The 23,273-nt window shown below is 53.6% G+C and carries 17 protein-coding genes and 2 pseudogenes; 11 read left to right on the top strand and 8 right to left on the bottom strand.

Annotation, left to right across the window (positions count from 1 at the left end; all coding sequences use genetic code 11):
* Position 1: 1 nt before the first annotated feature.
* Positions 2-1,528, top strand: a pseudogene (locus FCH32_RS10865) (SulP family inorganic anion transporter); the annotation flags it as partial.
* A 212-nt stretch (positions 1,529-1,740) separates the two neighbouring features.
* On the opposite strand, the gene yncL reads toward FCH32_RS10865, so the two are convergent.
* Positions 1,741-1,836 (bottom strand): stress response membrane protein YncL, encoded by a 96-nt coding sequence (gene yncL / locus FCH32_RS10860; protein WP_115258458.1) that lies wholly within the window; start codon positions 1,834-1,836, stop codon positions 1,741-1,743.
* A gap of 192 nt (positions 1,837-2,028) precedes the next feature.
* On the opposite strand from yncL, the gene FCH32_RS10855 reads away from it, so the two are divergent.
* Positions 2,029-2,202 (top strand): GhoT/OrtT family toxin, encoded by a 174-nt coding sequence (locus tag FCH32_RS10855; RefSeq protein WP_096756988.1) that lies wholly within the window; start codon positions 2,029-2,031, stop codon positions 2,200-2,202.
* Positions 2,203-2,210: 8 nt separating this feature from the next.
* On the opposite strand, the gene FCH32_RS10850 is transcribed toward FCH32_RS10855, so the two are convergent.
* The 3 genes from FCH32_RS10850 to FCH32_RS10840 are packed head-to-tail and all read right to left on the bottom strand — an operon-like array spanning position 2,211 to position 8,663.
* Positions 2,211-4,370 (bottom strand): virulence factor SrfC family protein, encoded by a 2,160-nt coding sequence (locus FCH32_RS10850; RefSeq protein ID WP_174360882.1) that lies wholly within the window; start codon positions 4,368-4,370, stop codon positions 2,211-2,213.
* Complete coding sequence (locus FCH32_RS10845) at positions 4,367-7,348, bottom strand: virulence factor SrfB (protein WP_096759398.1); 2,982 nt, start codon at positions 7,346-7,348, stop codon at positions 4,367-4,369. The genes FCH32_RS10850 and FCH32_RS10845 overlap by 4 nt, the downstream gene beginning before the upstream one ends.
* Positions 7,349-7,352: 4 nt before the next feature.
* Complete coding sequence (locus tag FCH32_RS10840; RefSeq protein ID WP_174360881.1) at positions 7,353-8,663, bottom strand: SrfA family protein; 1,311 nt, start codon at positions 8,661-8,663, stop codon at positions 7,353-7,355.
* Positions 8,664-8,945: 282 nt separating this feature from the next.
* On the opposite strand from FCH32_RS10840, the gene FCH32_RS10835 reads away from it, so the two are divergent.
* Both FCH32_RS10835 and FCH32_RS10830 read left to right on the top strand, forming a co-directional pair.
* A complete protein-coding gene (locus FCH32_RS10835; RefSeq protein WP_174360880.1) occupies positions 8,946-10,544 on the top strand; it encodes an ABC transporter substrate-binding protein in 1,599 nt (532 codons plus the stop codon).
* Positions 10,545-10,561: 17 nt separating this feature from the next.
* Positions 10,562-10,795: a YdcY family protein gene (locus FCH32_RS10830; RefSeq protein WP_174360879.1), complete on the top strand. Its 234-nt coding sequence runs from the start codon at positions 10,562-10,564 to the stop codon at positions 10,793-10,795.
* An 87-nt stretch (positions 10,796-10,882) separates the two neighbouring features.
* Here the strand turns inward: FCH32_RS10830 and FCH32_RS10825 are convergent, their stop codons facing one another.
* Both FCH32_RS10825 and FCH32_RS10820 read right to left on the bottom strand, forming a co-directional pair.
* On the bottom strand, positions 10,883-11,332 hold the full coding sequence (locus tag FCH32_RS10825) for a DMT family transporter (protein ID WP_096756993.1): 450 nt from the start codon (positions 11,330-11,332) through the stop codon (positions 10,883-10,885).
* Complete coding sequence (locus tag FCH32_RS10820) at positions 11,329-11,847, bottom strand: GNAT family N-acetyltransferase (protein ID WP_096756994.1); 519 nt, start codon at positions 11,845-11,847, stop codon at positions 11,329-11,331. Before FCH32_RS10820 ends, FCH32_RS10825 begins: the two co-directional genes overlap by 4 nt.
* Before the next feature lie 37 nt (positions 11,848-11,884).
* Between FCH32_RS10820 and FCH32_RS10815 the strand changes: the two genes are divergently transcribed.
* From FCH32_RS10815 to FCH32_RS10800, 4 genes are all read left to right on the top strand, one after another.
* Complete coding sequence (locus FCH32_RS10815; RefSeq protein ID WP_096756995.1) at positions 11,885-12,460, top strand: helix-turn-helix domain-containing protein; 576 nt, start codon at positions 11,885-11,887, stop codon at positions 12,458-12,460.
* Positions 12,461-12,529: 69 nt separating this feature from the next.
* Positions 12,530-13,564, top strand: a complete 1,035-nt coding sequence (locus FCH32_RS10810) for an NADP-dependent oxidoreductase (protein WP_174360878.1) — start codon at positions 12,530-12,532, stop codon at positions 13,562-13,564.
* A 209-nt stretch (positions 13,565-13,773) separates the two neighbouring features.
* The gene (gene yncE, locus FCH32_RS10805; protein ID WP_115258463.1) at positions 13,774-14,835 is read left to right on the top strand and encodes a 7-bladed beta-propeller protein YncE; all 1,062 of its coding nucleotides are present in this window, start codon (positions 13,774-13,776) and stop codon (positions 14,833-14,835) included.
* A gap of 137 nt (positions 14,836-14,972) precedes the next feature.
* A complete protein-coding gene (locus tag FCH32_RS10800; protein ID WP_096756998.1) occupies positions 14,973-15,194 on the top strand; it encodes a YgdI/YgdR family lipoprotein in 222 nt (73 codons plus the stop codon).
* A 43-nt stretch (positions 15,195-15,237) separates the two neighbouring features.
* Here the strand turns inward: FCH32_RS10800 and ansP are convergent, their stop codons facing one another.
* Together ansP and FCH32_RS10790 are read right to left on the bottom strand one after the other, a co-directional pair.
* Positions 15,238-16,680, bottom strand: a complete 1,443-nt coding sequence (gene ansP / locus FCH32_RS10795; protein WP_096756999.1) for an L-asparagine permease — start codon at positions 16,678-16,680, stop codon at positions 15,238-15,240.
* Positions 16,681-16,826: 146 nt separating this feature from the next.
* Positions 16,827-18,368: a methyl-accepting chemotaxis protein gene (locus FCH32_RS10790; protein ID WP_153879581.1), complete on the bottom strand. Its 1,542-nt coding sequence runs from the start codon at positions 18,366-18,368 to the stop codon at positions 16,827-16,829.
* A 496-nt stretch (positions 18,369-18,864) separates the two neighbouring features.
* Here FCH32_RS10790 and FCH32_RS10785 point away from each other — a divergent pair, with 496 nt between their 5' ends.
* From FCH32_RS10785 to FCH32_RS10775, 3 genes and pseudogenes are all read left to right on the top strand, one after another.
* Complete coding sequence (locus FCH32_RS10785; protein WP_174360877.1) at positions 18,865-19,863, top strand: MsnO8 family LLM class oxidoreductase; 999 nt, start codon at positions 18,865-18,867, stop codon at positions 19,861-19,863.
* On the top strand, positions 19,863-20,984 hold the full coding sequence (locus FCH32_RS10780; RefSeq protein ID WP_115258466.1) for an amidohydrolase: 1,122 nt from the start codon (positions 19,863-19,865) through the stop codon (positions 20,982-20,984). Before FCH32_RS10785 ends, FCH32_RS10780 begins: the two co-directional genes overlap by 1 nt.
* Positions 20,985-21,009: 25 nt before the next feature.
* Positions 21,010-23,268 (top strand): annotated as a pseudogene (locus tag FCH32_RS10775) (NtaA/DmoA family FMN-dependent monooxygenase).
* The last annotated feature ends 5 nt before the right edge of the window (positions 23,269-23,273 follow it).

Raw genomic sequence — 23,273 nt, 5'->3', positions numbered from 1 at the left:
TTCACGTCAGCTTATTGTTGGCCCTGATGCTACAACCTGCGCGGTGATTGCGGCCGTCGTGTTTCCCCTCTCTGCAGGTAATCCCGAACTGCACTGGCAACTGACGATCATCATGACATTGATGATGGGCGGATGGTGCCTGCTTGCCAGTAAATTTCGCCTGGGCGCACTTGCCGATCTGCTTTCTCATCCCATTCTTACTGGTTTGCTTAATGGCGTAGCCGTGACGATTATTGTCGGGCAATTAGGTAAGGTTTTAGGGATCACACTTGATGAGGCGCAGGTTATTGAAAAAATAATTGCCTTGCCAGGCCGAATCGCAGACAGCCATTTATTAACCTTAGGACTATCACTTTTAACGTTAGTTATTTTAATGGTTATCAAAACGTATCGCAGCCACTGGCCAGCACCGTTGATTGCCATTGTGATAACAACGGCGCTGGTATGGGGAACATCAGCACAAAATCATGGGATTGCCACTATTGGAGGCGACGGTTTTCAGCCTGGTTTACCCGTCGTTAACTGGGCGGCGTTCCAGCCAGGTCTGATGCGTGATTTAGTGATCCCGGCGCTGAACCTGGCTTTGGTCAGTTTTGTCAGTCTTATGCTGACCGCCCGTAGTTTCGCCGCGAAAAATGGCTATGACATTAATGCTGATGCTGAGTTTAGAGCTCTGGGTATTGCGAATCTCATGTCTGGATTATCTCAGGGGTTTGCTATCAGTGGAGCCGATTCCCGAACCGCTGTTAATGATTCAACTGGGGGGAAAAGTCAGCTGGTTTCCGTGGTCGCAGCCTTACTCATCGGTATCATAGTCGTATTTTTTACTCAGCCATTACAGTTTATTCCGGTTTCTGCATTAGGTATTGTTCTAATGTATGCCTCGTGGTCATTGATTGATTTACGTGGGCTATGGAACCTGAGGCGAAGAAATAAACAGGCATTTCGTTTGGCCTTCTTCACCTTTGGCTGTGTGTTAATTATCGGTGTAATCCAGGGAATCGGGCTTGCCGTGTTGCTCGGTCTGTTACAGTTCCTGCGTACAGTCTTTCGTCCTTCTGAGCACTTACTGGGAACTGACGAAAATGGAATGATTCACTCATTAGGTAATTCAACCGATATTAAAATGGTTCCGGGCGTGTTGATGTATCGATTTAACTCCCCGTTGACCTATTTTAATGTGGCTTATTTTAAACGTCGGGTATTGAACTTAGTTGATGGTACAACATTACAACCTAAATGGGTGGTTATTGATGCCGTTGCCTGCTTCACCTATTCAGATATAAGTGTCCTGGCCACCATTAATGAGTTAAAGCGTGACCTGAAAAGTCGACAGATTACGTTAATCCTTGCGGGCCGGAAAACGGAATTAACACGCTGGTTTAAAGAAAGCCGACCAACAATGAATGATGATGACATGCTTCTGGCTCCAGACCTCTATTTGGCACTCCGGTTCATTCAAAGCAAAGAGAGTGCGGGTGAGGGCGAATCCGACGGTGATGTACCATCCCAGCGACACAATTCCTGAAAGGGGTCCAAATTCAGTAGACCACTTCATACGGAACAGTTTAGGGGGCAATGCATGCCGGGTTTCGCTATCTCATTACCGCAGAAAGGTTAGGGCTATTACACACTAAGGATAATTTACTGGCAGGTGAAGCAGTGGGAAGATCGCACATCAATGGCAGAGAGAATGTTCTCTCTGCCAGCAGACGCTGCAATTAATCAACAAGAGTCACATCAAGCAAACCAGCCAAACCTTGCGGATATCAGGCTGAAAAGTCCTACAGCAGCAAAGAGATTTATCAGTACTACGGTTTTACTGGAAACATTCATTTTTGCCACCTTTCGATTTAACCCTTATGGGTATAGTACGGGTTAAAACTATCCGCAATAGTACGAAATCTGAACATTACGGAGAACGGTTGTTTTCTCGCCAGTTTTCTTAAAAAAATGAATAAAACTTGATGTGTGTCATAAAAAAGAGCATATTGCGCTCGATTTTCCCTTCTGGCCCGGATGCCCTAAATGTCTTTGTACCAAAACATGCTGGTTTTTTATGCGGTAATGGCCGCCATCGCGGCTATCATCACCTGGTTTCTATCGCGCGATAAAAAGCGTATTCGCTTTCTCAGCGCGGTATTAGTCGGGGCGACGTGGCCGATGAGCTTTCCCGTCGCACTCCTGTTTTCTCTTTTCTAATGACGTCGTCAGGCCTTTAGCAGCGCGATTAATCGCAACCTGTCAGCGTCAGTCACGTCCAGCGGATGCTGATAGCCGACGTTTTCATTGGCGCGGGTGTACAGGGCAACCAACCAGTCATACACGTATCGGCTGGCACCATGCCGAGGTTGCTCGTCCAGTTTTGCCAGTCGACGCATCGGTTGTTGCGGCGGGGCGCTAAAGATAGCGGCACCTTTTAGGATCCTGCTGGCAGGGCGCTGTTCCTCGGCAACGCGAGCAAACCCAAGCCAGGTAATAAAATCACCGATATCCGCGTGCAGCTGCGCTGCGCAGACGTTCTCGCGCTGCATAATAGCGTGCAGGCGTTGCGGCATCTCCAGCCGGTAACTGGTGGTCACTAGGATGTCAGCAACCTGCCTTAAAGTTTCCGGCTCCAGGTGCAGGCGACGCGCGTTATTCTCATTACGACACCACTGGCGCACATGGTTGATCCACATTTTATGCGCCAGGTATCCGGTCTCTTCACTCTCTTGCGGGTGAGACGTATCTCGCGCGTCAGCAAACAGGTCGATCGCATCATTAAATAAGCCGCTAACCTGCTCCTCACGCGGTTGTTGAATACGTAACAACGACTCCACGCTGCGCATAGGCGGCAGTAGTCCCTCCAGCAGCTCGCCATGTTTTGCCGCCTGAGCTTGCAACTGGCGAATAAGTGATTCACTCGCCCCAGTCGTCTCGTCATCCGTGTGTAGCCAGCTCATTAACGTGGCGCGAATTCGCTGCTGGAGCTGTTCGTGCAGAGAGATAAACCGAGCCTGACGCTGAGCGGGCGAAGTGGCCTGCGACAACCATTCAACCAGCCGCTGTAAACTGTGCTTATCCAGCGCCTGCAGCGTGCCCCAGTGCAGTCCGGGTTTGCCCAGTAATTGCTGAACGGCTTCATCGAGGTTCTGCTGGGTGCTAAAACGCGCATCCTGTGGGGTAATGGCCCACACCACGCCCGGTAACGCAGCATCGTGCAGCGGTTGGGTATCGTTGATCCAACCGAGTAGCGTGCGGGTGACGGTCGGCGTCTGCGAACGGGTGGATACCGCGTTGCAGATGACTAACACATCGGGTTGCAGACACTGGCGGTAATGCTCCAGCATCCAGTCTAATTTTGCTTGCCATAGCGGGTGTGGATGCGCATCCGGTGCCAGGGGGATATCCAGCAGGTCCGTGCTCTCCAGCACTGTGTCTTCTACCGTCAGTACCAGTTCGCGGGTCAACAGCGCCAGTGATTCCAGCGACAGGCTGACCGCATTAAGCAACTGATTGTCGGCAATGGGATGCACCACCACATCACTTGGCGCGTCGTGCCCGGTCAGTGCCGCCTGAGTGAGAAAGCTTTCGGCGGGCAAGCCGAAATGGTCGACCAACAGGCTAAACGGCGCAGCTAATTCTTTGGCATGCCCGGTTTGTTGCAGCGTATGCGCCAGTGCCAGAAACTGCTGCGTGAGTTCTGGCTGTTCTCCCCACAGTAATGCCCAGGCATGTGCCCGGGTGGTGAGATCCAGTGCCGGAAGCAGCATGGCAAACTGGTGCCACAGCGCATCGTCAATTTGCTGCTGGTTTGAGGGAACACGAGAACGCCAGAAACGCGCGATGGTGGCCACGTCTTGTGCGCAGATCCCCGGCACAGGATGGCGCTGGCGCAGCGTCTGCCATTTTTCTAACCGCGTCTCAATGATCGCTTTTTCAACCTGACGGTTGTCAAGTAACGCACAGAACTGGGCGATAAACAGCTGAACCAGATCCGCCTCGCTCATCAACCGCAGGCGCAGCGGCCATGCGCTGTCCAATGGTGTTTCGTCGCGGGTGAAGCGAATAGCCATGTTGGTTGGCGCATGGCCGGGGTTAATGTGCGTAAAGTAATCGATGCTGCGATCCGGCGTGGTGATGTTCAGTTTGCCACCCGAATCGCTGCACAATGCGCAGAGCAAATGCGCTTTCGCCGCCTGTGAGTGGCCGTACAATCCCACACAACCCGGCGCGGCGAATGTCTCATTGAGCGCGGTTTCATTGACCGCGGCTAACGTGAGCTGAGCCAGCAGGGAATCTGCTTCATCATCCAGGCGTGCCGCGCGTGTACGTACGTCCGTTACCCATTCGATGGCGGCCTGTGCGGTGTTTAACGTCTTGCTCATTTCAGGTACACACTCCCGCTATCAATCCAGTAATGGCTGCCGCTGTGGCGGCGGTCTGCCAGCGTATTCAGTTTTAAGGTTAAGGCGTTAGCGGCAACGGGTGTGCCATCCTGCAGCCAGGCATCGCTGAGGACGAAGTATTCCGGGCCGGTCTCTTTGCTACCGCCACGTAATTGCAGACGCACATTTAATACGCCATCACCGGCGATGGTTTTCGCCAGCTCAGCAGAGTTGATACTGAGCGTATACAGCGGGGTGGCGGGCCAGCGGCTGTTCTCCAGCTGGCGGAAACCTAACGTCACATTGCCACGCAGCGGGAAATTCAGGCGCGCGTCCAGCTTTGCGCCTGGCTTGTCGAGGTCGATATCGTGATACCAGATATTCTCATCGCGCAGCGTATTAACCGTGTTATCTAACACGCCGAGATAGCGTACCGTCGAGTACGCGCCGATATCGGCGGCTTTAAAGTTAAAACGCGGCAGACGCAAATCCAGCGCCAGGCTGCACAGCATGGCGCCCACGGCGGCGGTGGACTTCGGATTGCCAATGCGCCCTTGCTGGCTAAACGGATACCACTCATGCACGCGGTAGCTGTCCATCCAAATCATACGATTAACCGGAACGGGTTGCAGATGACGAATCAGCGCCTGTACGCCTGGTAAACAGGCGGGTCTGCCGGTTACCAGTAAAATGTCACAACGATAGTGCGAGATGGCTTCACACACGGCGTGCAGCGGAGAGGTCAGGGTAAACTGCCCGGCCAGCAAGGCTTCCTGTAATGGCCTGAACTGCACTTGCAGTGGCACGCTCAGCACGTCAAAAACCGGCGAGCCCGCAGGCAACGCATGATCGATGGCCTGCTGGATATAGTTCATCACGTTGCGCGTTGGCGGCTGGGCCAGCAGTTCACCAAAGGTGGCATGTAGCCCCGCTACCGGGTCGTTAACATCGCTTTGCTCCCACGCGGAGAGCACCGCATGCCCGAGCGGCATAAACAGCTGTAACGCCGTTTGCTGGCGTAAAATCGCTTGGGTGTCGATGCGCCCGGAGTCGCCAAACAGCGTGGCCAGCAGGGCGGCGGCGTCGGTAACCCCCGCCTGTTGTAAGCGGGTTTGCAGGGCAGGTAGCACGCAGCGTTGGATAACATCGAGCAGCAAGTCATCCCCGGCAACCTTGAATCCTTCACGAAACAACAGATGCGGCGTGATTTTGACATTCGCCCCCACGCCATCATCTAACTGATAATGGACCACGGCCATATCCGTGGTGCCGCCGCCAATGTCGATTGATGCCACACGCAGGGCGCGACCGTTGACTTCACCCGGTTCCGGCAGGCGGTCCGGGCGGGCGAGGGCGTTGAAGAACGATTCGGTGTGCCCGTCGTAGTGTGAAATCGCTTCATTGTATAGCCAAACCAGCTGCCCACAGCTGGCTTCATCCCATTCCATCTGGATCTCAGGGACGGGGACTACGCTTTTTTCCTGCTGCTTGCGGGTGGTAAAATCGTCATCCTGCGGATGCCAGCCCATCGCTTTCCACACTAATGCAATAGCCTCAAACATGCGCAGGCGGAAGATCTCACGCTCTTGTTTTGGCATCGCCGACGGCAGGGTCAGGATCAGCGTACGCAGCTGGCGAGGCGAGGCCGGAAAACCAAGGCGCAGACGTGTCGCCACGCTGTTAATTTGCCCCAGCGCCTGCGCCAGAACTTCGCACAGCATATGAGTCATCAGCGTGCTGCGACTGTACTGCGGTGAGAATACCGGCAGCCGGTCATCCTGCGGCAGGCTAAACAGCGGTTGGCCATCATCGTTCATCAGATTCATCAGCGGGAAGGCAGTTGCCAGCGGTTCGCGCTGAGTTTTGCCATTCATCTGGCTAAAGCGCCAGTCGTGCAACACCGGTGTTTCATCCCACAGATACCGACGCGGGCTGGAGATCCCGCTGCTGCCTTCGGTGCCGACGCGCTGCATGGCCAGTTTGCGGGCTTCATCGCCGACACGAACGATCGACGGCCAGATGAAGGCATCGTCACGACCGCTCTCCACGGAAAAGTGCTGTTTCCCAAAACGCGCCTCGGAAAACTCCAGTCGGCTAGTGAACAGCGGATCGTTGAGGTATTGCGGCTCGCTTAATGAACGGACCTGTAATTCTGCCGTCTGGCGTAGCCCGTCATTGGCGTCACCGTGATCTTCAATCAATACGCCGCAGGTATGGGTATTGCCGATATCCAAGATCAGATCGACGGGGATGGCCGGGGTGCTAAGGGTGTGCGTCACCAGCTTTACTTCCGGAATGGCAAGCTGCTCGCCTAACAGGGTCAGCACATTCAGCCAGTGCGCCTGATATTCGAAATTTCGCAGCGCGAGCTGGATCTCTTGTTCGGCGCGGTTTTCTTGTTGCGTCACATAGTGCAAAAAAGACTCGCGCAGCCAGCCGTCAATCCACGTCTGGTCGAGGAAATCAGCGATTTCTTTATCGTGCCAGGCCAGCGCAAATCGCGTGCCGTTGAGCAAATCGTTTTCATTTGGCGTCAATACGGCGGGGGCATGCTCGGTTAACTGGCTGTCCAGCGCCACGGTCACACGGTGCGTGTTGCCCGCACTGTCCGGTTGTGCCAGCTTGCGCACCTGTACGCGCGCCCAGTTATCCGGGCCTTCGACAAACGTGCGCGGCGGATTAAAGCGCAGGAATGGCAGCGGCAGCCAGACGCCGTCGAGCACGTCCAGTGAATAATGTAATGTCTGGGTGCTTTCTGGCTTGACCACTTCGGGTTGCCCGCCAGTGCTACCTGGTAACGTATAGCGGCCCGTTGTCAGGTCGAAATCCAGTCGCAGCAGCGGGCCGTTGGCCGTTTTGCGCACAAAGCGCCCGTGATGCGCGGATTCCTGCGGCGTCAGGCCAAAATCCAGAAACTGTACGCCGCTATTGGCAATGAGCGTCACACTCTGTTTGTAATCACACAGATTCACCAACATAAAATCAGGCACCTATCTTTTTGATGGTCATGGGGATCTCCGCGTGATCGTCATAACGTGCGGTGCAGGCGGCTACGTCGTTGGTTCCCGCTTTACAGGTGATTTCCGGCATCGGATAACGCGAGCCGTCCGTACAACGCGCGTTCCCACGACTTTTAATCATTAATTCACCCGACTGGTGCAGACCGGAGAAAATCTCCGCACGACACACCACATTGTCGCCGTGGACGACTCGCGCAGTGCCTTTATTGGTCTGGATCTGATAACGCAGCGAGGGCGCTTTACCGCTGACCGGATCTTTGATGTCGACCATCACGCGCCAGTTACCGTTGAGGAAGCGGGTGGTGCCGACCTTCATCTGGTTCGCGTCCATGACCAGCGCATCTTTCGGGATCGCGGCAATCACCACCGGCCCCTCGGCAGGCTTCTCTTTTTTTACCACCGGGACAACTTCTGCGCGATGCAGCGGCAGCGAAGGTGTCAGTACGGGTAGCGGCTTGATGTCGACCTTCGCAACCTCAATCGGCTGCAGCGCGGGCGCAGGGCGTGTCGCCTGCTGTTTCCACAGTAACGGTCCAACGATAGCGGCAATAATGACCGCGGCAACCGGCAGGCTCCACAGCGGCAGTTTACGCGCAGGTGTTGGCAATACGGGCGGTGGTGAGGCCTCGGGTTCATTTACGATGACCGGGGGCTGCGGTTCAGGTTCTGCGGACTTGGGTGTTTCCACGACCGGAGTCAGTAAAGGTGCATCGGCTTCGGCAAAGGTGATTTCCGGGACGACCATATCTTCTTCAGGTTCGGCTTGCGGTGCGGGCATGACCGGAGGAACATCGGCAATCCGCAAGCAGTCGAGCACATCGTCACGCGTGTTTTCGTTCAGATTGACGAATCCCCAGAACGTTATCACCGGTTTGCCATCAACCAGAAAAACGTGATTTTCCCCAGGAAACTGAACTGCCTTTTCCAGCAGAGATCCAAACAATTGCAGCGAGGTTTTACCCGATTGCAGGCTTTTACGACTGAGAGTCGCCGCGCTGTCCAGCGTGCTGGCCAGATAGCGTAATGCCCGAAAGCGCGCGTCTTCATCAGCGGCTTTCCAGGCGACGGCTTGTCCTTCAATCGGGGAGTACCAGTCAACCCTATCGCCATTATCATTGACTTGCGGGATCGCCAGACAATCGGCCATGGCCTGCTGTTTTCGCAGACGAAGCGTTTCACGAATTTGCAATGCTGAATCAAAAACGGCCTGACCACCGCCGCCCACGGCCTGATAGTCATCCAAATTGCCGCTGCGCAAGAGAGTTTTTGCCACGTTGTTATCCCTTAGACTTCTTCACACATCTACTTTACGGCTTATAAACGCGAGCAAACGGTGGAAGAGAGGCAAAAAGGGGCGAATTTTCATGGCATAGAGCACGGGGAAAAATCTTGACGTTTTGAAAAAGACTTAAGGGAAATTATTTCACCGGTGCTGTCGAATTAATCAGCGAAAACCACCGGATAAGAATAACCTGATAGTGATTTGTTATTAGTCAGTTTTTGTCAGCTATGCTCTGATAATGAGATGAATAATAAAATAAGAAGGCATACAACAATGATTGCAAGGAAAACGTTGCTCGCGCTGGCGCTCAGCGCGGGATTACCAACCGGTGCTGCATTTGCTGCCAATACCGACACCCTTATCTACTGCTCTGAAGCGTCTCCCGAATCCTTTAACCCGCAAATCGCCAGCTCCGGTCCGTCGTTTGTGGCCAGTTCTCAGGTGCTGTATAACCGACTGATTAACTTTGATCCGGTGAAAAACACCCCGGTGCCGTCTCTGGCTACCGACTGGACGATATCCCCGGATGGCTTGACGTATACCTTTACCCTGCGTCAGGGCGTGAAGTTCAACAGCAATAAATTCTTCAAACCGACCCGTGATTTCAACGCGGATGACGTGCTGTTCTCGGTATTACGTCAGAAAGATGCCGATCATCCGTACCATAACGTCTCGCAGGGTAACTATGAGTACTTCAACGATGTCGGGTTGGACAAGCTGATCAAAGAGGTGAAGAAGGTTGATGATTATCATGTCCAGTTTGTGCTGAACGAACCTAATGCGGCGTTTCTGGCTGACTGGGGGATGGACTTCGCGTCCATTCTCTCTGCGGAATATGCCGACCAGATGCTGAAAAAAGGTACGCCGGAAAACGTCGATACCTGGCCGATTGGCACCGGACCTTACGTGCTGCAACAGTATAAGCAGGATTCACAGATCCGCTATCTGGCCAACCCGAACTACTGGGATGGTGACGTTCCGACCAAACACCTGATCTTCGCCATTACGCCAAACGTGCAAACGCGACTGGCAAAACTGCAAACCAATGAGTGCCAGATAATTCCCGCGCCTGCGCCGGTGCAGTTTGAGGAAATTAAGAAAAACAGCGACCTGACGCTGCATTCGGTCGACGCACTGAACGTCGGGTATCTGGCATTTAATACCGAGAAAAAACCATTTGATAACGTATTGGTACGTCAGGCGCTGAACTACGCGACCGATAAAAAAGCGATCATTAACGCCGTCTTTTTAGGTTCAGGTACGGTGGCAAAATCACCGATTCCGCCGAATATGATGGGCTTCAACAACGATCTGAAAGACTACGATTACGACCCGCAAAAAGCGAAAGAACTGCTGAAGAAAGCTGGGCTGGAGAACGGTTTTGAGGCGACGCTATGGTCGATGCCGGTTCAACGTCCGTACAACCCGAACTCCCGTCGGATCGCTGAGATGATCCAAAGTGACTGGGCGAAGGTTGGCGTGAAGGCGAAAATCGTTTCCTGGGAGTGGGGTGAGTACCTCTCCGGAATGCGTAAGGGCGAGCACGACACCGCGCTGTTTGGCTGGATGTCTGACAACGGCGATCCGGATAACTTCGCTGATGTCCTGCTGGGCTGCAACAGCATTAAAACCGGATCCAACGCCGCACGCTGGTGCGATAAAGCGTATAATGCGCTGGTGCAAAAGGCGAAACAGGTGAGCAAGCCGCAAGAACGTGCCGCGCTTTACCAGCAGTCGCAAGAGATTTTCTACCAACAGGCACCGTGGATTGCGCTGGCAAACGGCAAAACGTTCTATGCCACACGCAGTAACGTCAGCGGATACAGCGTTAGCCTGATGGGCAGTGATTTTTCAAAAGCTAAATTAAATTAATCAGTTAAGGAGAAAGTATGTCGCACCTGGATGAGGTCAGCGCTCGCGTCGACGCCGCCATTGAAGAGAGCGTCATTACGCATATGAACGAACTGCTGATTGCGCTCAGCGATGATGCAGAACTGAGCCGGGAAGATCGCTACACCCAGCAACAGCGTCTGCGCACGGCGATTGCGCATCATGGTCGTCAGTATAAAGAGGATATGGAAACCCGCCGCGAGCAGCTCACCAAAGGTGGCACTATTCTCTGATATTTCCTTGCCGGATGGCGGTGCTCACACCTTATCAGGCCTACAGGCATATTCCGTTGGCCTGATAAGCAAAGCGCCATCAGGCAGTTAAAACGCGCGTCTGGCCACCAGCCAGGCGCCGATTACCAGCAACACCGCGCCACAAACTGGCCCCACCAGCGCACGCAGCGGTACGCCGTTGCTTCGCAAGATATCCAGTAGCAGACCGCCAATCAACTGACTGGCAACCAGCACCGCAATGGTGGTGGCAGCCCCCACATTTTGATAGCCGCTAATACTGGCGAAGACAAAAAACGAACCCAATAAACCGGGAATTAACGTCCACCAGCGTACGCTGGAAACCAGCTCACCAAACCCCGCCATACCTTGCTTAAACCACAGAATGCTGACAAACAGCACAATCCCCACCAGCGAATTGAGCAGCATGGCAATCAGAATGGTTGAAGAGGTCTGAGTAATACGTACCATTAAGGTATTCTGCACCACCAGACCAATGCCGGCGGCAATCAGAAAGGAGAGGGTTAGCGTCGAGTTCATCCGCGTGCGTCCGGATCGCGGCGATCGTCCAGTTGCAGCTGCATAAAGGTCAGATCCAGCCAGCGGCCAAACTTCGTCCCTACCTGCGGCATTTGCGCGGTTAAGACAAAACCGAGCGTGCTGTGCAGGTGCAACGATGCCTGATTCTGCGACTCAATGCCCGCGACCATCACATGCTTACCGCACCTGCGGGCCTCATCAATCAACCGGCTGAGTAATGCGCGCCCCAGGCCTTTGCCTTGATGATCCGGATGCACATACACCGAATGCTCAACGGTATGACGAAAACCATCAAAATTACGCCAGTCGCCGAAAGACGCATACCCGGTGACCACGTCATTCTCTTCACTCACCAGCACCGGATACCCCAGTATTTGCCGGGCTTCGTACCAGGATATACGGTTTTCGGCATCGACAGTTTGATCGTTCCAGATAGCCGCCGTATGCAGCACCGCGTGATTGTAGATTTCTGCAATAGCGGCGCAGTCTTCTTTACTGGCAAAGCGAATTGACATGTTGAACCTCAGGTGTTGTTCACTATAGTATTACAATATGAATACTATTGAAGACAGCATAAATCAACGGATCGGTGCAAGAATTCGCATAGAACGGGAATCTCGCGGCTGGTCGCTGACGGAACTTGCCGAGCGCGCGGGCGTGTCGCGGGCCATGATCCATAAAATTGAGCGTGGCGAGAGTAGTCCAACGGCAACGCTGCTGGGGCGGCTTTCCGGGGCATTTGGCATCAGCATGTCAACGCTGATGGCACGGGCTGAAATGCAGGAGGGCAAGCTGCTGCGCTTCGCCAACCAGCCAGTCTGGCACGATCCGCAAAGCCATTATCTGCGCCGCCACGTCTCCCCGCGCAGCGATCTGCCCATCGATCTGGTGCAGATAGAACTGCCAGCCGGGAGCGACATTCCCATGCCCGCTTCGTCCTACGTGCAGGCCAGACAGCTTATCTGGCTGCAGCAGGGGGAGTTAGTGTTTGTCGAAGGGGACACGCGCCACGAAATGAAGGCCGGTGATTGTCTGGAACTCGGCCCGCCGAATGACTGCCGATTTATTAATGAAACCGCGCAACCCTGTGTTTATCTGGTTGTGCGGTTAAACGCCGTCGGCAATTAATGTGAAAGCATCGCTAGCGCGGGGCGTCTACTATTGATGGATTCATGTCAAAAGCAGAGGAGAACATCAATGAGTCAACAACTGCAACGCAATCGCCGCTGGGTACTGGCTTCACGCCCCCATGGCGCTCCGGTACTCAGTAATTTCCGTCTGGAAGAGGGGGCTGTCGCCACTCCCGGGGAAGGGCAAGTTTTACTGCGCAACGTGTATCTGTCTCTCGATCCCTATATGCGCGGTCGCATGAGCGATGAGCCTTCATATTCTCCCCCGGTGGAGATTGGCGCGGTGATGGTCGGCGGTACCGTCAGCCGGGTGATGGCATCAAATCATCCTGATTATCACGTTGGTGAATGGGTGTTGAGCTACAGCGGCTGGCAGGATTTCGACATCTCCGATGGTAGCGGGTTGGTAAAATTAGGCGATAACCCTGAACATCCATCCTGGGCGTTAGGTCTGTTAGGCATGCCGGGCTTTACCGCGTATATGGGGCTGCTGGATATCGGCCAACCTAAAGCCGGAGAGACGTTGGTGGTGGCAGCAGCCACCGGGCCGGTAGGCGCAACCGTCGGGCAAATTGGCAAACTCAATGGGTGTCGGGTAGTCGGCGTGGCCGGTGGAGCGCAAAAATGCCGTCATGCCACCGAGGTGCTCGGCTTTGATCTTTGCCTCGATCACCATGCGCCTGATTTCGCGCAACAGCTGGCGCAGGCTTGTCCGCAGGGGATCGACATCTATTATGAAAACGTTGGCGGCAAAGTCTTCGACGCGGTGCTGCCGTTACTCAACACCTCTGCGCGCATTCCGGTGTGTGGGCTGGTCAGTGGTTATAACGCCACGGCGTTACCGGCAGGTCCCGACCGTTTACCGCTGCTGATGGCCACCATACTGAAAAAGCGCATCCGGATGCAGGGCTTTATTATTGGTCAGGATTACGGTCATCGCATTCATGAGTTCCAGCAGGAGATGGGACGCTGGGTCAAAGAAGGCAAAATCCAGTACCGGGAACAGATTACGGAGGGGCTGGAGAATGCTCCGGCAGCCTTTATTGGTCTGCTGACCGGGAAAAACTTTGGCAAGGTTGTGATCCGGCTCGCTGAAGACTAATCGCGAAAATCCGCTGTGCCGCTCTGTTTGTGAGCGGCACGTTAAGCATTTATGGAGAAAATAAGAAGGTTGTTGCCAGAAAGCGAATAAACACTCCACTTTGAGATAAATAATGATTACTATTCTCATTCTTAAAAAGGCAAAACCATGATTTTGCTGATTGAAGCATTGTGAAGCAGTAACAAATGAATTTATCAAAGGGAGTCGTCATGTCTTTACGTCATCTGTTTTCACCGCGTCTGCGTGGTTCTTTACTGTTAGGTTCACTGCTTGTTGCATCCTCTTTTAGTACGCAGGCTGCGGAAGAACTGCTGCGCAAAGCGGTAGGCAAAGGCGCCTACGAAATGGCGTACAGCCAACAGGAAAACGCGCTGTGGCTTGCCACCTCCCAGAGTCGTAAGCTGGATAAGGGCGGGGTGGTTTACCGTCTCGATCCGATCACGCTGGAAGTGACTCAGGCGATTCATAACGACCTGAAACCGTTTGGCGCCACCATCAATAATGCGACACAGACCCTGTGGTTTGGTAATACTGTCAACAGTGCAGTCACCGCGATGGATGCTAAAACCGGCGACGTAAAAGGCCGTCTGGTACTGGATGCGCGTAAACGTTCGGAAGATGTCCGTCCGCTGCAGCCGCGTCAGCTGGTAGCCGATGACGCCACCAACACGGTCTACATCAGCGGGATTGGTAAAGAGAGCGTGATCTGGGTGGTCGACGGTGAAACCATCAAACTGAAAACCACCATTGCTAACACCGGTAAAATGAGCACCGGTCTGGCTGTCGACAGCAAGGCTAAACGCTTGTACACCACCAATGCTGACGGTGAGTTTATTACCATCGATACCGCAGACAATAAAATTCTCAGCCGCAAAAAGCTGCTGGATGACGGCAAAGAGCATTTCTTTATCAACCTGAGCCTGGATACCGCTGGTAACCGCGCGTTTATTACCGATTCTAAAGCGGCAGAAGTGCTGGTGATTGATACCCGTGACGGCAAAGTACTGGCGAAAGTCGCCGCGCCGGAATCTCTGGCTGTGCTGTTCAACCCTGCGCGCAATGAAGCCTACGTGACGCATCGTCAGGCCGGTAAGGTCAGCGTGATTGACGCGAAAAGCTATAAAGTCGTCAAAACATTCGACACCCCGACGTTCCCGAACAGCCTGGCGCTCTCCGCTGATGGCAAAACCCTGTATGTTAGCGTGAAACAAAAATCTTCACGTGAGCAGGAAGCCACACAGCCGGATGATGTGATTCGCATCGCGCTGTAATTTACCCGGAGGGGGAAACCCCTCCTGTTATTTATCCATACCCCACGATACGCCTCGTTACACCCCATCGCTGGCCTGATAAACATCAGGGACTTACACTAGGTCCTTATCGGCTCATTGCATAACACAGGAATATCATGAAAAAGCCATTTATCTGCCTTTGCGCAGGCGTAATGCTGTTTACTCTGGCAGGTTGTTCAACGGATTACGTCATGACCACGAAAAGTGGGCAAACTATCGTCACCCAGGGCAAACCGCAGTTGGATAAAGACACCGGGATGACCAGCTATACCGATCAGGATGGCAACGCGCGGGAAATTAACAGCAATGATGTTGCGCAGTTAATCGAAGCCAACTAAGAAAGCAGGCCTGACGGGGATACGCTGTCAGGCCTGAATGCGATTACGGCGCGGTGCGCTGGATTTCCGCCACGCGTTTACGCACGCCAAACCATCCGGCAACCAGCAGAATAGCAATCAACGGTAACGACGCGATGGTGTAGGTGCCGTTCGGATAATCAAAGGCCATCAGCACCAGCACGCTTAGCAGGAACAGCAACGTTAACCATGAGGTAAACGGCGCGCCCGGTAGCTTGAAGCTGACGTCTGCCGCTTTGCCGTCTTTAATGGCCTGACGCAAACGCATCTGGCACACCACGATAAATCCCCACGACGCAATAATCCCTAACGACGCGAAGTTCAGCACGATCTCAAACACCTGCGAAGGCACCAGATAGTTGAGGAAAACACCAACCACATACACCACCAGCGTGGCGAGGATCCCAGCCCAGGGGACCTGCTGACGGCTCATTTTCGCCATAAATTTGGGGGCTGAACCGCCCATCGACATCGAACGTAAAATTCGCCCGGTGCAATACAACCCCGAGTTGAGGCTGGAAAGGGCGGCGGTCAGCACCACAATGTTCATGATACTGCCGATATACGGCACGCCGAGTTTCGAGAAGAAGGTCACAAACGGACTTTGGCCCGCTTGATAGGCGTTCCATGGCAGCAGCAGCACCAGCAGTACGACGGAGCCGACGTAGAAAAGGCCAATGCGCCAAATCACGCTGTTGATCGCTTTTGGCACCATGGTTTGCGGATCTTTGCATTCTCCGGCGGCCGTACCCACCAGTTCAATAGAGGCAAAAGCAAAGACCACACCTTGTACCAGCACCAGCGCGGGTAACAGACCGTGCGGGAAGAAGCCACCATTATCGGTGATCAGATGAAACCCGGTGGTGTTACCGTCCAGCGGTTGTCCGGTACCTAAAAAGACCGTACCAACCACCAGAAAAATCACGATTGCCAGCACTTTGACCAGCGCAAACCAGAACTCCATCTCGGCGAACCATTTCACGCCAATCATGTTCATGGTACCAACAATCGCCAGCGCACCAAGGGCAAATACCCACTGTGGCACATCGCCAAACGCCCCCCAGTAGTGCATGTACAGCGCGACAGCAGTGATATCGACGATCCCGGTCATCGCCCAGTTGATAAAGTACATCCAGCCAGCCACATAGGCCGCTTTCTCTCCCAGGAACTCACGGGCGTAGGAGACAAAACTGCCGCTGGAAGGGCGGTGCAGAACCAGTTCTCCGAGCGCACGAAGAATAAAGAATGAAAAAATACCGCATACCAGATACACCAGCGCTAAAGCGGGTCCAGCCATTTGTAAACGTGCCCCGGCCCCTAAAAACAACCCGGTACCAATCGCGCCGCCGATGGCGATCATCTGTACCTGTCGGTTGCCCATCGCTTTGTGATACCCCTCTTCGTGAGCATTCAGCCAGCGTCGTTTCGCCGCATGTTGTTCTGCGGCTTGCGTGTTGTGTGTGTTCATTGCGTTTCCTGTTGGCCTGACAAATTAACAAAATCCTTTTTGCCGCCCGTGCAGCGGCGAAAACAGCGTTACCCTTCATTGTGTTAGAGGGGAAAACTGTCGGCCGAGCATCCTACAGTCAATTAATCAGTGACGCAAAGCCTGCATTATGCCGATACGCCAAAGACCTGAACGGCCTGCTGCAGTCGTGAGGAACGCTGAGTTAAATCGGCGGTGGCATCAGTGACACGTTCCACCATCTCGGCGTTAGTGTGGGTCATGGTGCCGACGCGTGAAATCGAGTCATTGATCAGATCCAGCGCCTGGGTTTGTTCCCGCGTCGCGAGGCTGATGTCTTTAATCATCATCGACATCTGCAATACGTCACCGATCATGCCCGTGAGATGCGTTTCCGTCTGCTCCACCATTTTTACGCCGGAGTTGACGTTCGCGACGTTCTTCTCAATTAGCTGCTTGATCTCTTTGGCGGCTGAGGCTGAGTGCTGAGCCAGGTTGCGTACTTCCGCCGCCACAACGGCAAAACCACGACCGGACTCCCCGGCGCGTGCGGCCTCGACGGCAGCATTCAGCGCCAGAATATTGGTCTGAAAGGCGATACTGTCGATAACACCGATGATGTCGACGATCTGACTGTTATCACGCGAGATAGCCTGCATCATGCCGATGGTCTGTTTCATGATATCGCCGCCTTCCGTCGCGTTGACGCTGGTTTTATCGGCCATGGTCATCGTTTGCGCGGCGGTATCGGCGGTTTGTTGCACCGCGCTGCCAATTTCTTCAATGGCGGCAGCGGTTTGCTGCAGGTCAGCGGAGGTTTCTTCGGAACGTGTATGCAGTGCAACGCCTTCTTTTGATACCCGTTGACTGATTTCGCGGATCCCGGCGATTTGTGTACTGACATCATCCACCAGAGAATTTAGATTCAGCCCGGATTGATTAACCAGTCGCATCAGCATCCCGATTTCGTCTACGCGATTTAAATGACAGTTATCGGGTTTACGGCCGGAGACAACCTTTTTCATTTGACTGAGCAGCGTATTAACTGGCTGACAAATTTGGCACTTAAGGTAAATACCAAATAGCAGAAATAGCACGATCATTCCGCCAGCCTGAATAAATGAATTCACCGGTGCGAGTGTTAATAATACGCAGAGCAGGGCTACTACCCCTAAAGCATAATTGACTCGCTGACTTATGCTTAACCATTTAAACGCAGATGTCCATGCCAGTATGCCATGACGAATAACAATGCCTTTAAACAGTCGGAAACCTTTAAATTGCTGGCTATTTATTTTTTCATACAGCTGCTCACTCTGGGCTATTTCTTCTCGTGATGGAACGGTACGCACAGAGATGTAGCCGGTTAATTTTTCACGGTGCCAGACGGGGGTGACGTTGGCGCGAACCCAGTAATGGTCACCATTTTCCCGGCGATTTTTCACCATCCCGGTCCAGCTGTCACCCTGCTGGAGAGTGTGCCACATGTCGGCGAAGGCGGCAGAGGGCATATCAGGATGGCGAATAATATTGTGGGGTTCGCCCATGAGCTGGGTTTCATTAAAGCCGCTGGCTTCAATAAAAGCCGTGTTGGCATAGGTAATATGGCTTTCTTTATCCGTCGTCGACAGCAGCGTCGCTTTTGCGTTAAGTGTGTGCTCAACTTGTGTAACGGGCATGTTACTTTTCATAGCGGTCCCTGGTGGTATGTTCAAGTCATACAAAAATCCCCGGAATAATACCAGGGGATATTAAAAAGCTGTTTTAAACCATTTTTAATAAGAAACGCTGCATTCTCTACTAATCATTAGCCTGACGAAAGTATTTCAAATAAAATTTTTGTTGTATGCAGTTTGTTAATGGTCATAAATATGAAACAATAAATACAAGTGTATAACCTAAAGAGATACTTCAGCTGACTTAAATTAAATTCAGAATAAATATAGTGAGCAAAAATAAAACTATCGCAAAATGATATTGTTGGGTTTCTGGCGTAAACAGTAACCCTATTATATTTTGTAGGGTATGTTTTTTCTGCTTCTTATACCTGCCCAGGAGAGACCTTACCCGTAGTAGAAGTAAGGTTGGTTAGCGATTTTTTAGCTGAGTAAATGTGAATTAAATGTTTCTGAATGGTTGTTTGATAATTTAATAATGACGACATGTTAACAATCGTGAGCCTGTAACATGTCATATCGCCTGAGTATTCTCGATAAAAGCCCCATAGGGGAAACCGAAACTGCCGCCATTGCGCTTGCCCGTACGCTACAGCTGGCACAGCTGGCAGAGGCGTGGGGATACCACCGCTTTTGGATAGCGGAGCATCACAATACGCCGCAGCTAGCCAGTCCGTCACCGGAGCTGGTGATCGCCTGGATCCTTGGCCAAACACAACGTATCCGCGTTGGCTCTGGTGGCGTTATGCTGCAACATTACAGCCCGTATAAAGTAGCGGAAAACTTCAATTTACTGGCATCACTGGCCCCAGGGCGCGTTGATCTCGGCGTGGGGAAAGCCCCAGGCGGTCTACCGCTGTCAACGCAGGCGCTCCAGCAGGGGCTACATCAGAGTGAAAAGGGCAGCTTTGCCGAGCAGCTTTCGCAGCTCGATGCCTGGCTGGCATTGACCGGGACGGAAACCGGGCACGCGGTATTTCCGACGCCGATCCCGCCCTCTCCGCCGCAAAGATTCGTGTTGGGGGCCAGCGTGCCAAGCGCACAGTTGGCGGCCGAGTCTGACTGGAATTTCATCTTTGCCGCGCACCTGAACGGTGATCCGGCGCTGCTACGCGATGTTCTGACTTACTGGCAAGCCAGCAGTGTGCGCCCGACGATTGTCGCCGTGCAGGTGATTGTGGCGAACAATCCGGAGACTGCCGCGCAATTGGCGGAGAACGTACAAATATGGGGCGTTGAGCTGGAAGATGGTCAACGCGTGACGGTGGCCAGTGAAGAGCAGGCGTTGGCATTCGCCGCACAGGCGGGCAGCGTGCCACGAAAAATTGCCCGTCGAGCGCAGGCGTTGTTGCACGGAACGGCCGAAGATGTGGTCGCAAAGCTGAACAGCCTGCACGCGCAGTACGGCATTGATGAATTTATTATCGATACCCCGCTAGCAGAAGGTCATGCGCGTCTGACATCGCTGCATTTGTTGGCGCAGGCCCATTCCGCTGTGGAGGTCGTCTGATGTCATTGGCCTCGACGCTTATCGGCTGGCGCCGTGAACTGCACCAGTATCCGGAGCTGTCCTTACAGGAGGTGGCGACTACAGCACGTATTCGCGACTGGTTGCGTGCTGCCGACGTCAACATTTTGCCCTTTGAACTGAGCACCGGTCTGGTGGCTGAGGTTGGGCGAGGAGACGATGTTATCGCCCTGCGGGCCGATATCGACGCCTTACCGATAGAAGAGAATGCCGATGTGGCGTTTCGCTCCGTAACGCCGGGGGTCATGCACGCCTGCGGACACGACGTGCATACCAGCGTCATGCTCGGTGCTGCGCTGTTGTTGAAACAGCAAGAAAGCGCATTACCGGGGCGGGTTCGTATCCTGTTTCAGCCTGCGGAAGAAAACTTTGGTGGCGCGAAAGCGTTAATCCGCGCCGGGGCGCTACAAAACGTAGCGGCGATTTTCGGTATGCACAACGAGCCTGGGTTACCGGTGGGTGAGTTTGCCACGCGTGGCGGCGCATTTTATGCCAACGTCGATCGCGTCGTGCTGCGTATCCATGGCAAAGGCGCACATGCCGCTCGGCCACATGAAGGCAAAGATGCCATTCTGCTTGCCAGCCAACTGGTGACGGTGTTGCAAGGCGTGGCCAGCCGGGAGGTTAACACGCTGGATTCGGTGGTGCTGAGCGTGACCCGTATTCAGGGCGGCAACACGTGGAACGTGCTGCCAGAATCCGTTGAGCTGGAAGGGACGCTCAGAACCCATCGCACAGTCGTTCAGCAGCAGGTCAAATCACGGGTGAATGACATCGCCGCCGGATTTGCCCACGCCTTTGGCGCACAAATTGATGTTATCTGGCACGCGGGCCCCACGGCGCTGGTCAACGATTCGCGCTGGGCAGAGATTGCCACCGAGGTGGCAAAAACCTCCGGGTACACGACGCACTATGCCGATCTGCATATGGGGGGAGAGGATTTTGCCGTCTATCTGCAAAATACGCCCGGGGCATTTGTCAGTATTGGCAGCGCCAGCGAATACGGATTACACCATCCGGGATTTAATCCTGACGAACGATTAATTGAACCCGCCGCGCAGTACTTTACGCATTTAGCGAAAACGGCATTCACACACCTTTAATTTTACCTGTTGGGTAGGGGGTACTATGGCTAAAAAAAGGCAATTACGGTTGGGCACTATTCTGCATGGTGCCTCCGGAAATATGTCAGCATGGCGTCATCCGGCAGCACTTGCCGATGCCAGTATTAATTTTGAGTTTGTCAAAGACACTGCATTAATTGCCGAGAAAGGCAAACTGGATTTTATTTTTGTTGCCGATGGTTTGTATATCAATGAGAAATCCATCCCACATTTTTTAAATCGCTTTGAACCGCTAACGGTATTGTCGGCACTGGCGAGCATCACCAACAATCTGGGACTGGTGGGCACGGTTTCAACGTCATACAGCGAACCGTTTACCACCGCGCGGCAATTTGCCAGCCTCGATCATCTCAGCCAGGGGCGCGCTGGATGGAATGTGGTGACATCGCCCCTGGAAGGTTCAGCAAAGAACTATTCTCGCGCGCAGCACCCGGAACATGCTCAACGCTACCGTATTGCCGATGAATATTTGCAGGTGGTCAAAGGATTGTGGGATTCGTGGGAAGAGGATGCGTTTACCCGCAATAAAACGAGCGGTGAATTCTTTAATCCGCAGAAACTGCATACGCTCAATCATCATGGCGATTATTTCCAGGTTGCCGGCCCCTTAAATATTGCCCGTACACCGCAGGGCAGGCCGATTATATTTCAGGCTGGCGCTTCTGAGGATGGCAAGAAATTAGCAGCAACACACGCTGACGCCATTTTCACCCATCAGGAATCACTGGCAGAGGCCAAAGTTTTTTATCAGGATGTGAAAAGCCAGCTGGAAATAGCGGGGCGGGGTGACGATGATCTGCATATTTTCCAGGGCATCAGCGTCATTGTGGGTGACAACGAGCAGGATGCTGAACAGCAATATCAAACCACCGCAGCGCTGGTTTCCATTAACGACGCGCTGAATTACCTCGGCCGCTATTTTGAACATCACGATTTCGCGCAATATTCCCTTGATGCGCCGTTCCCGGAGCTCGGCGATCTCGGGCAAAACAGTTTTCGCAGCACCACCGATGAAATCAAGCGCAATGCACGTGAGCGCGGGTTAACCCTGCGCCAGGCTGCGCTGGAAGCGGCCAGCCCACGCCCCCGCTTTAGCGGTACGCCGGAACAGGTGGCTGACGGCCTGCAGCAGTGGTTCGATGAGAGAGCCGCCGACGGATTTATCATTCAGGGCGGCACGCCGGACACCTTCCCACGCTTTGTTGAACAGGTGATCCCGTTACTTCAGGCGCGCGGTCTGTTCCGTCTTGACTACCCCGGCACGACTTTGCGTGCCAGCCTTGGCTTAGCGACACCTGCCAATCAATTCACACAATAAGAGACAAATACGATGCAGAAAAAATCATTACTTTTGGCGCTGTCCCTGGCTTTCAGCGCTTCCGTCTGGGCAAACGATGTCACCATCAACGGCACGGGCGTAAGCCTGGAGGCCAATAAAACGCCGATTAACACGGTGAAAAACGCCCAGGCGATCGCGCAGTTGCCCGCCAGGCTGCAGCTGGCCGTACCGGGTAAATTCACGGTGGCGATTGCCGGACTGAGCCAGCCGCCGCTGACGGTGTTTGCAGATGACAATAAAACGCTGATCGGCAGCGAGGCGGATATCGCCCGTCTGGTGGCCGACAGTCTGGGGCTGGAGTTGAACGTGGTGCCAACGTCATGGGAAGACTGGCCGTTGGGCGTAGCTTCCGGCAAATATGATGCTGCGATAAGCAATATTACCGTCACCAAAGCGCGCAAAGAAAAGTTCGACTTCGCCACGTATCGTAAAGATTCACTCGGTTTTTACGTTAAAACCGGCAGTAAGTTGACCAAAATTGAACAGGCAAAAGATATCGCCGGGCTGCGCATTATTGTCGGCTCCGGGACCAACCAAGAAGCCATTCTTCTGGCATGGAATGAAGAGAACCTGAAGAAAGGGTTACCGGCGTTTACGCCAGTCTATACCAAGGATGATGCCGCCCAGACGCTGGCGCTACAGTCAGGCCGCGCCGATGCCTATTTTGGCCCTAACGTTATCGGCGCGTGGAAAGCAGCGCTCAATGGAAAAACGCAACTCGTGGGTAGCGTCGACGGTGGCTGGCCAAAGGCCGCGCATATCGCCGTAACGCTGAAAAAAGACAGCGGGTTGGTGCAGCCGGTGCAAACCGCGCTTAACGGTGTGATCGCCAACGGTGACTACGACAAAGTCTTGAATCGCTGGGGAGAGGGGGTGGAACGCATTCCACAATCTGAAATCAACCCGGCCGGTTTAGGCGACTAAGGAGG

Origin of the sequence: Citrobacter gillenii (assembly GCF_013337685.1) — a bacterium.
Lineage (GTDB): Bacteria > Pseudomonadota > Gammaproteobacteria > Enterobacterales > Enterobacteriaceae > Citrobacter > Citrobacter gillenii.
This window is presented reverse-complemented; position numbering and strand designations above follow the sequence as displayed.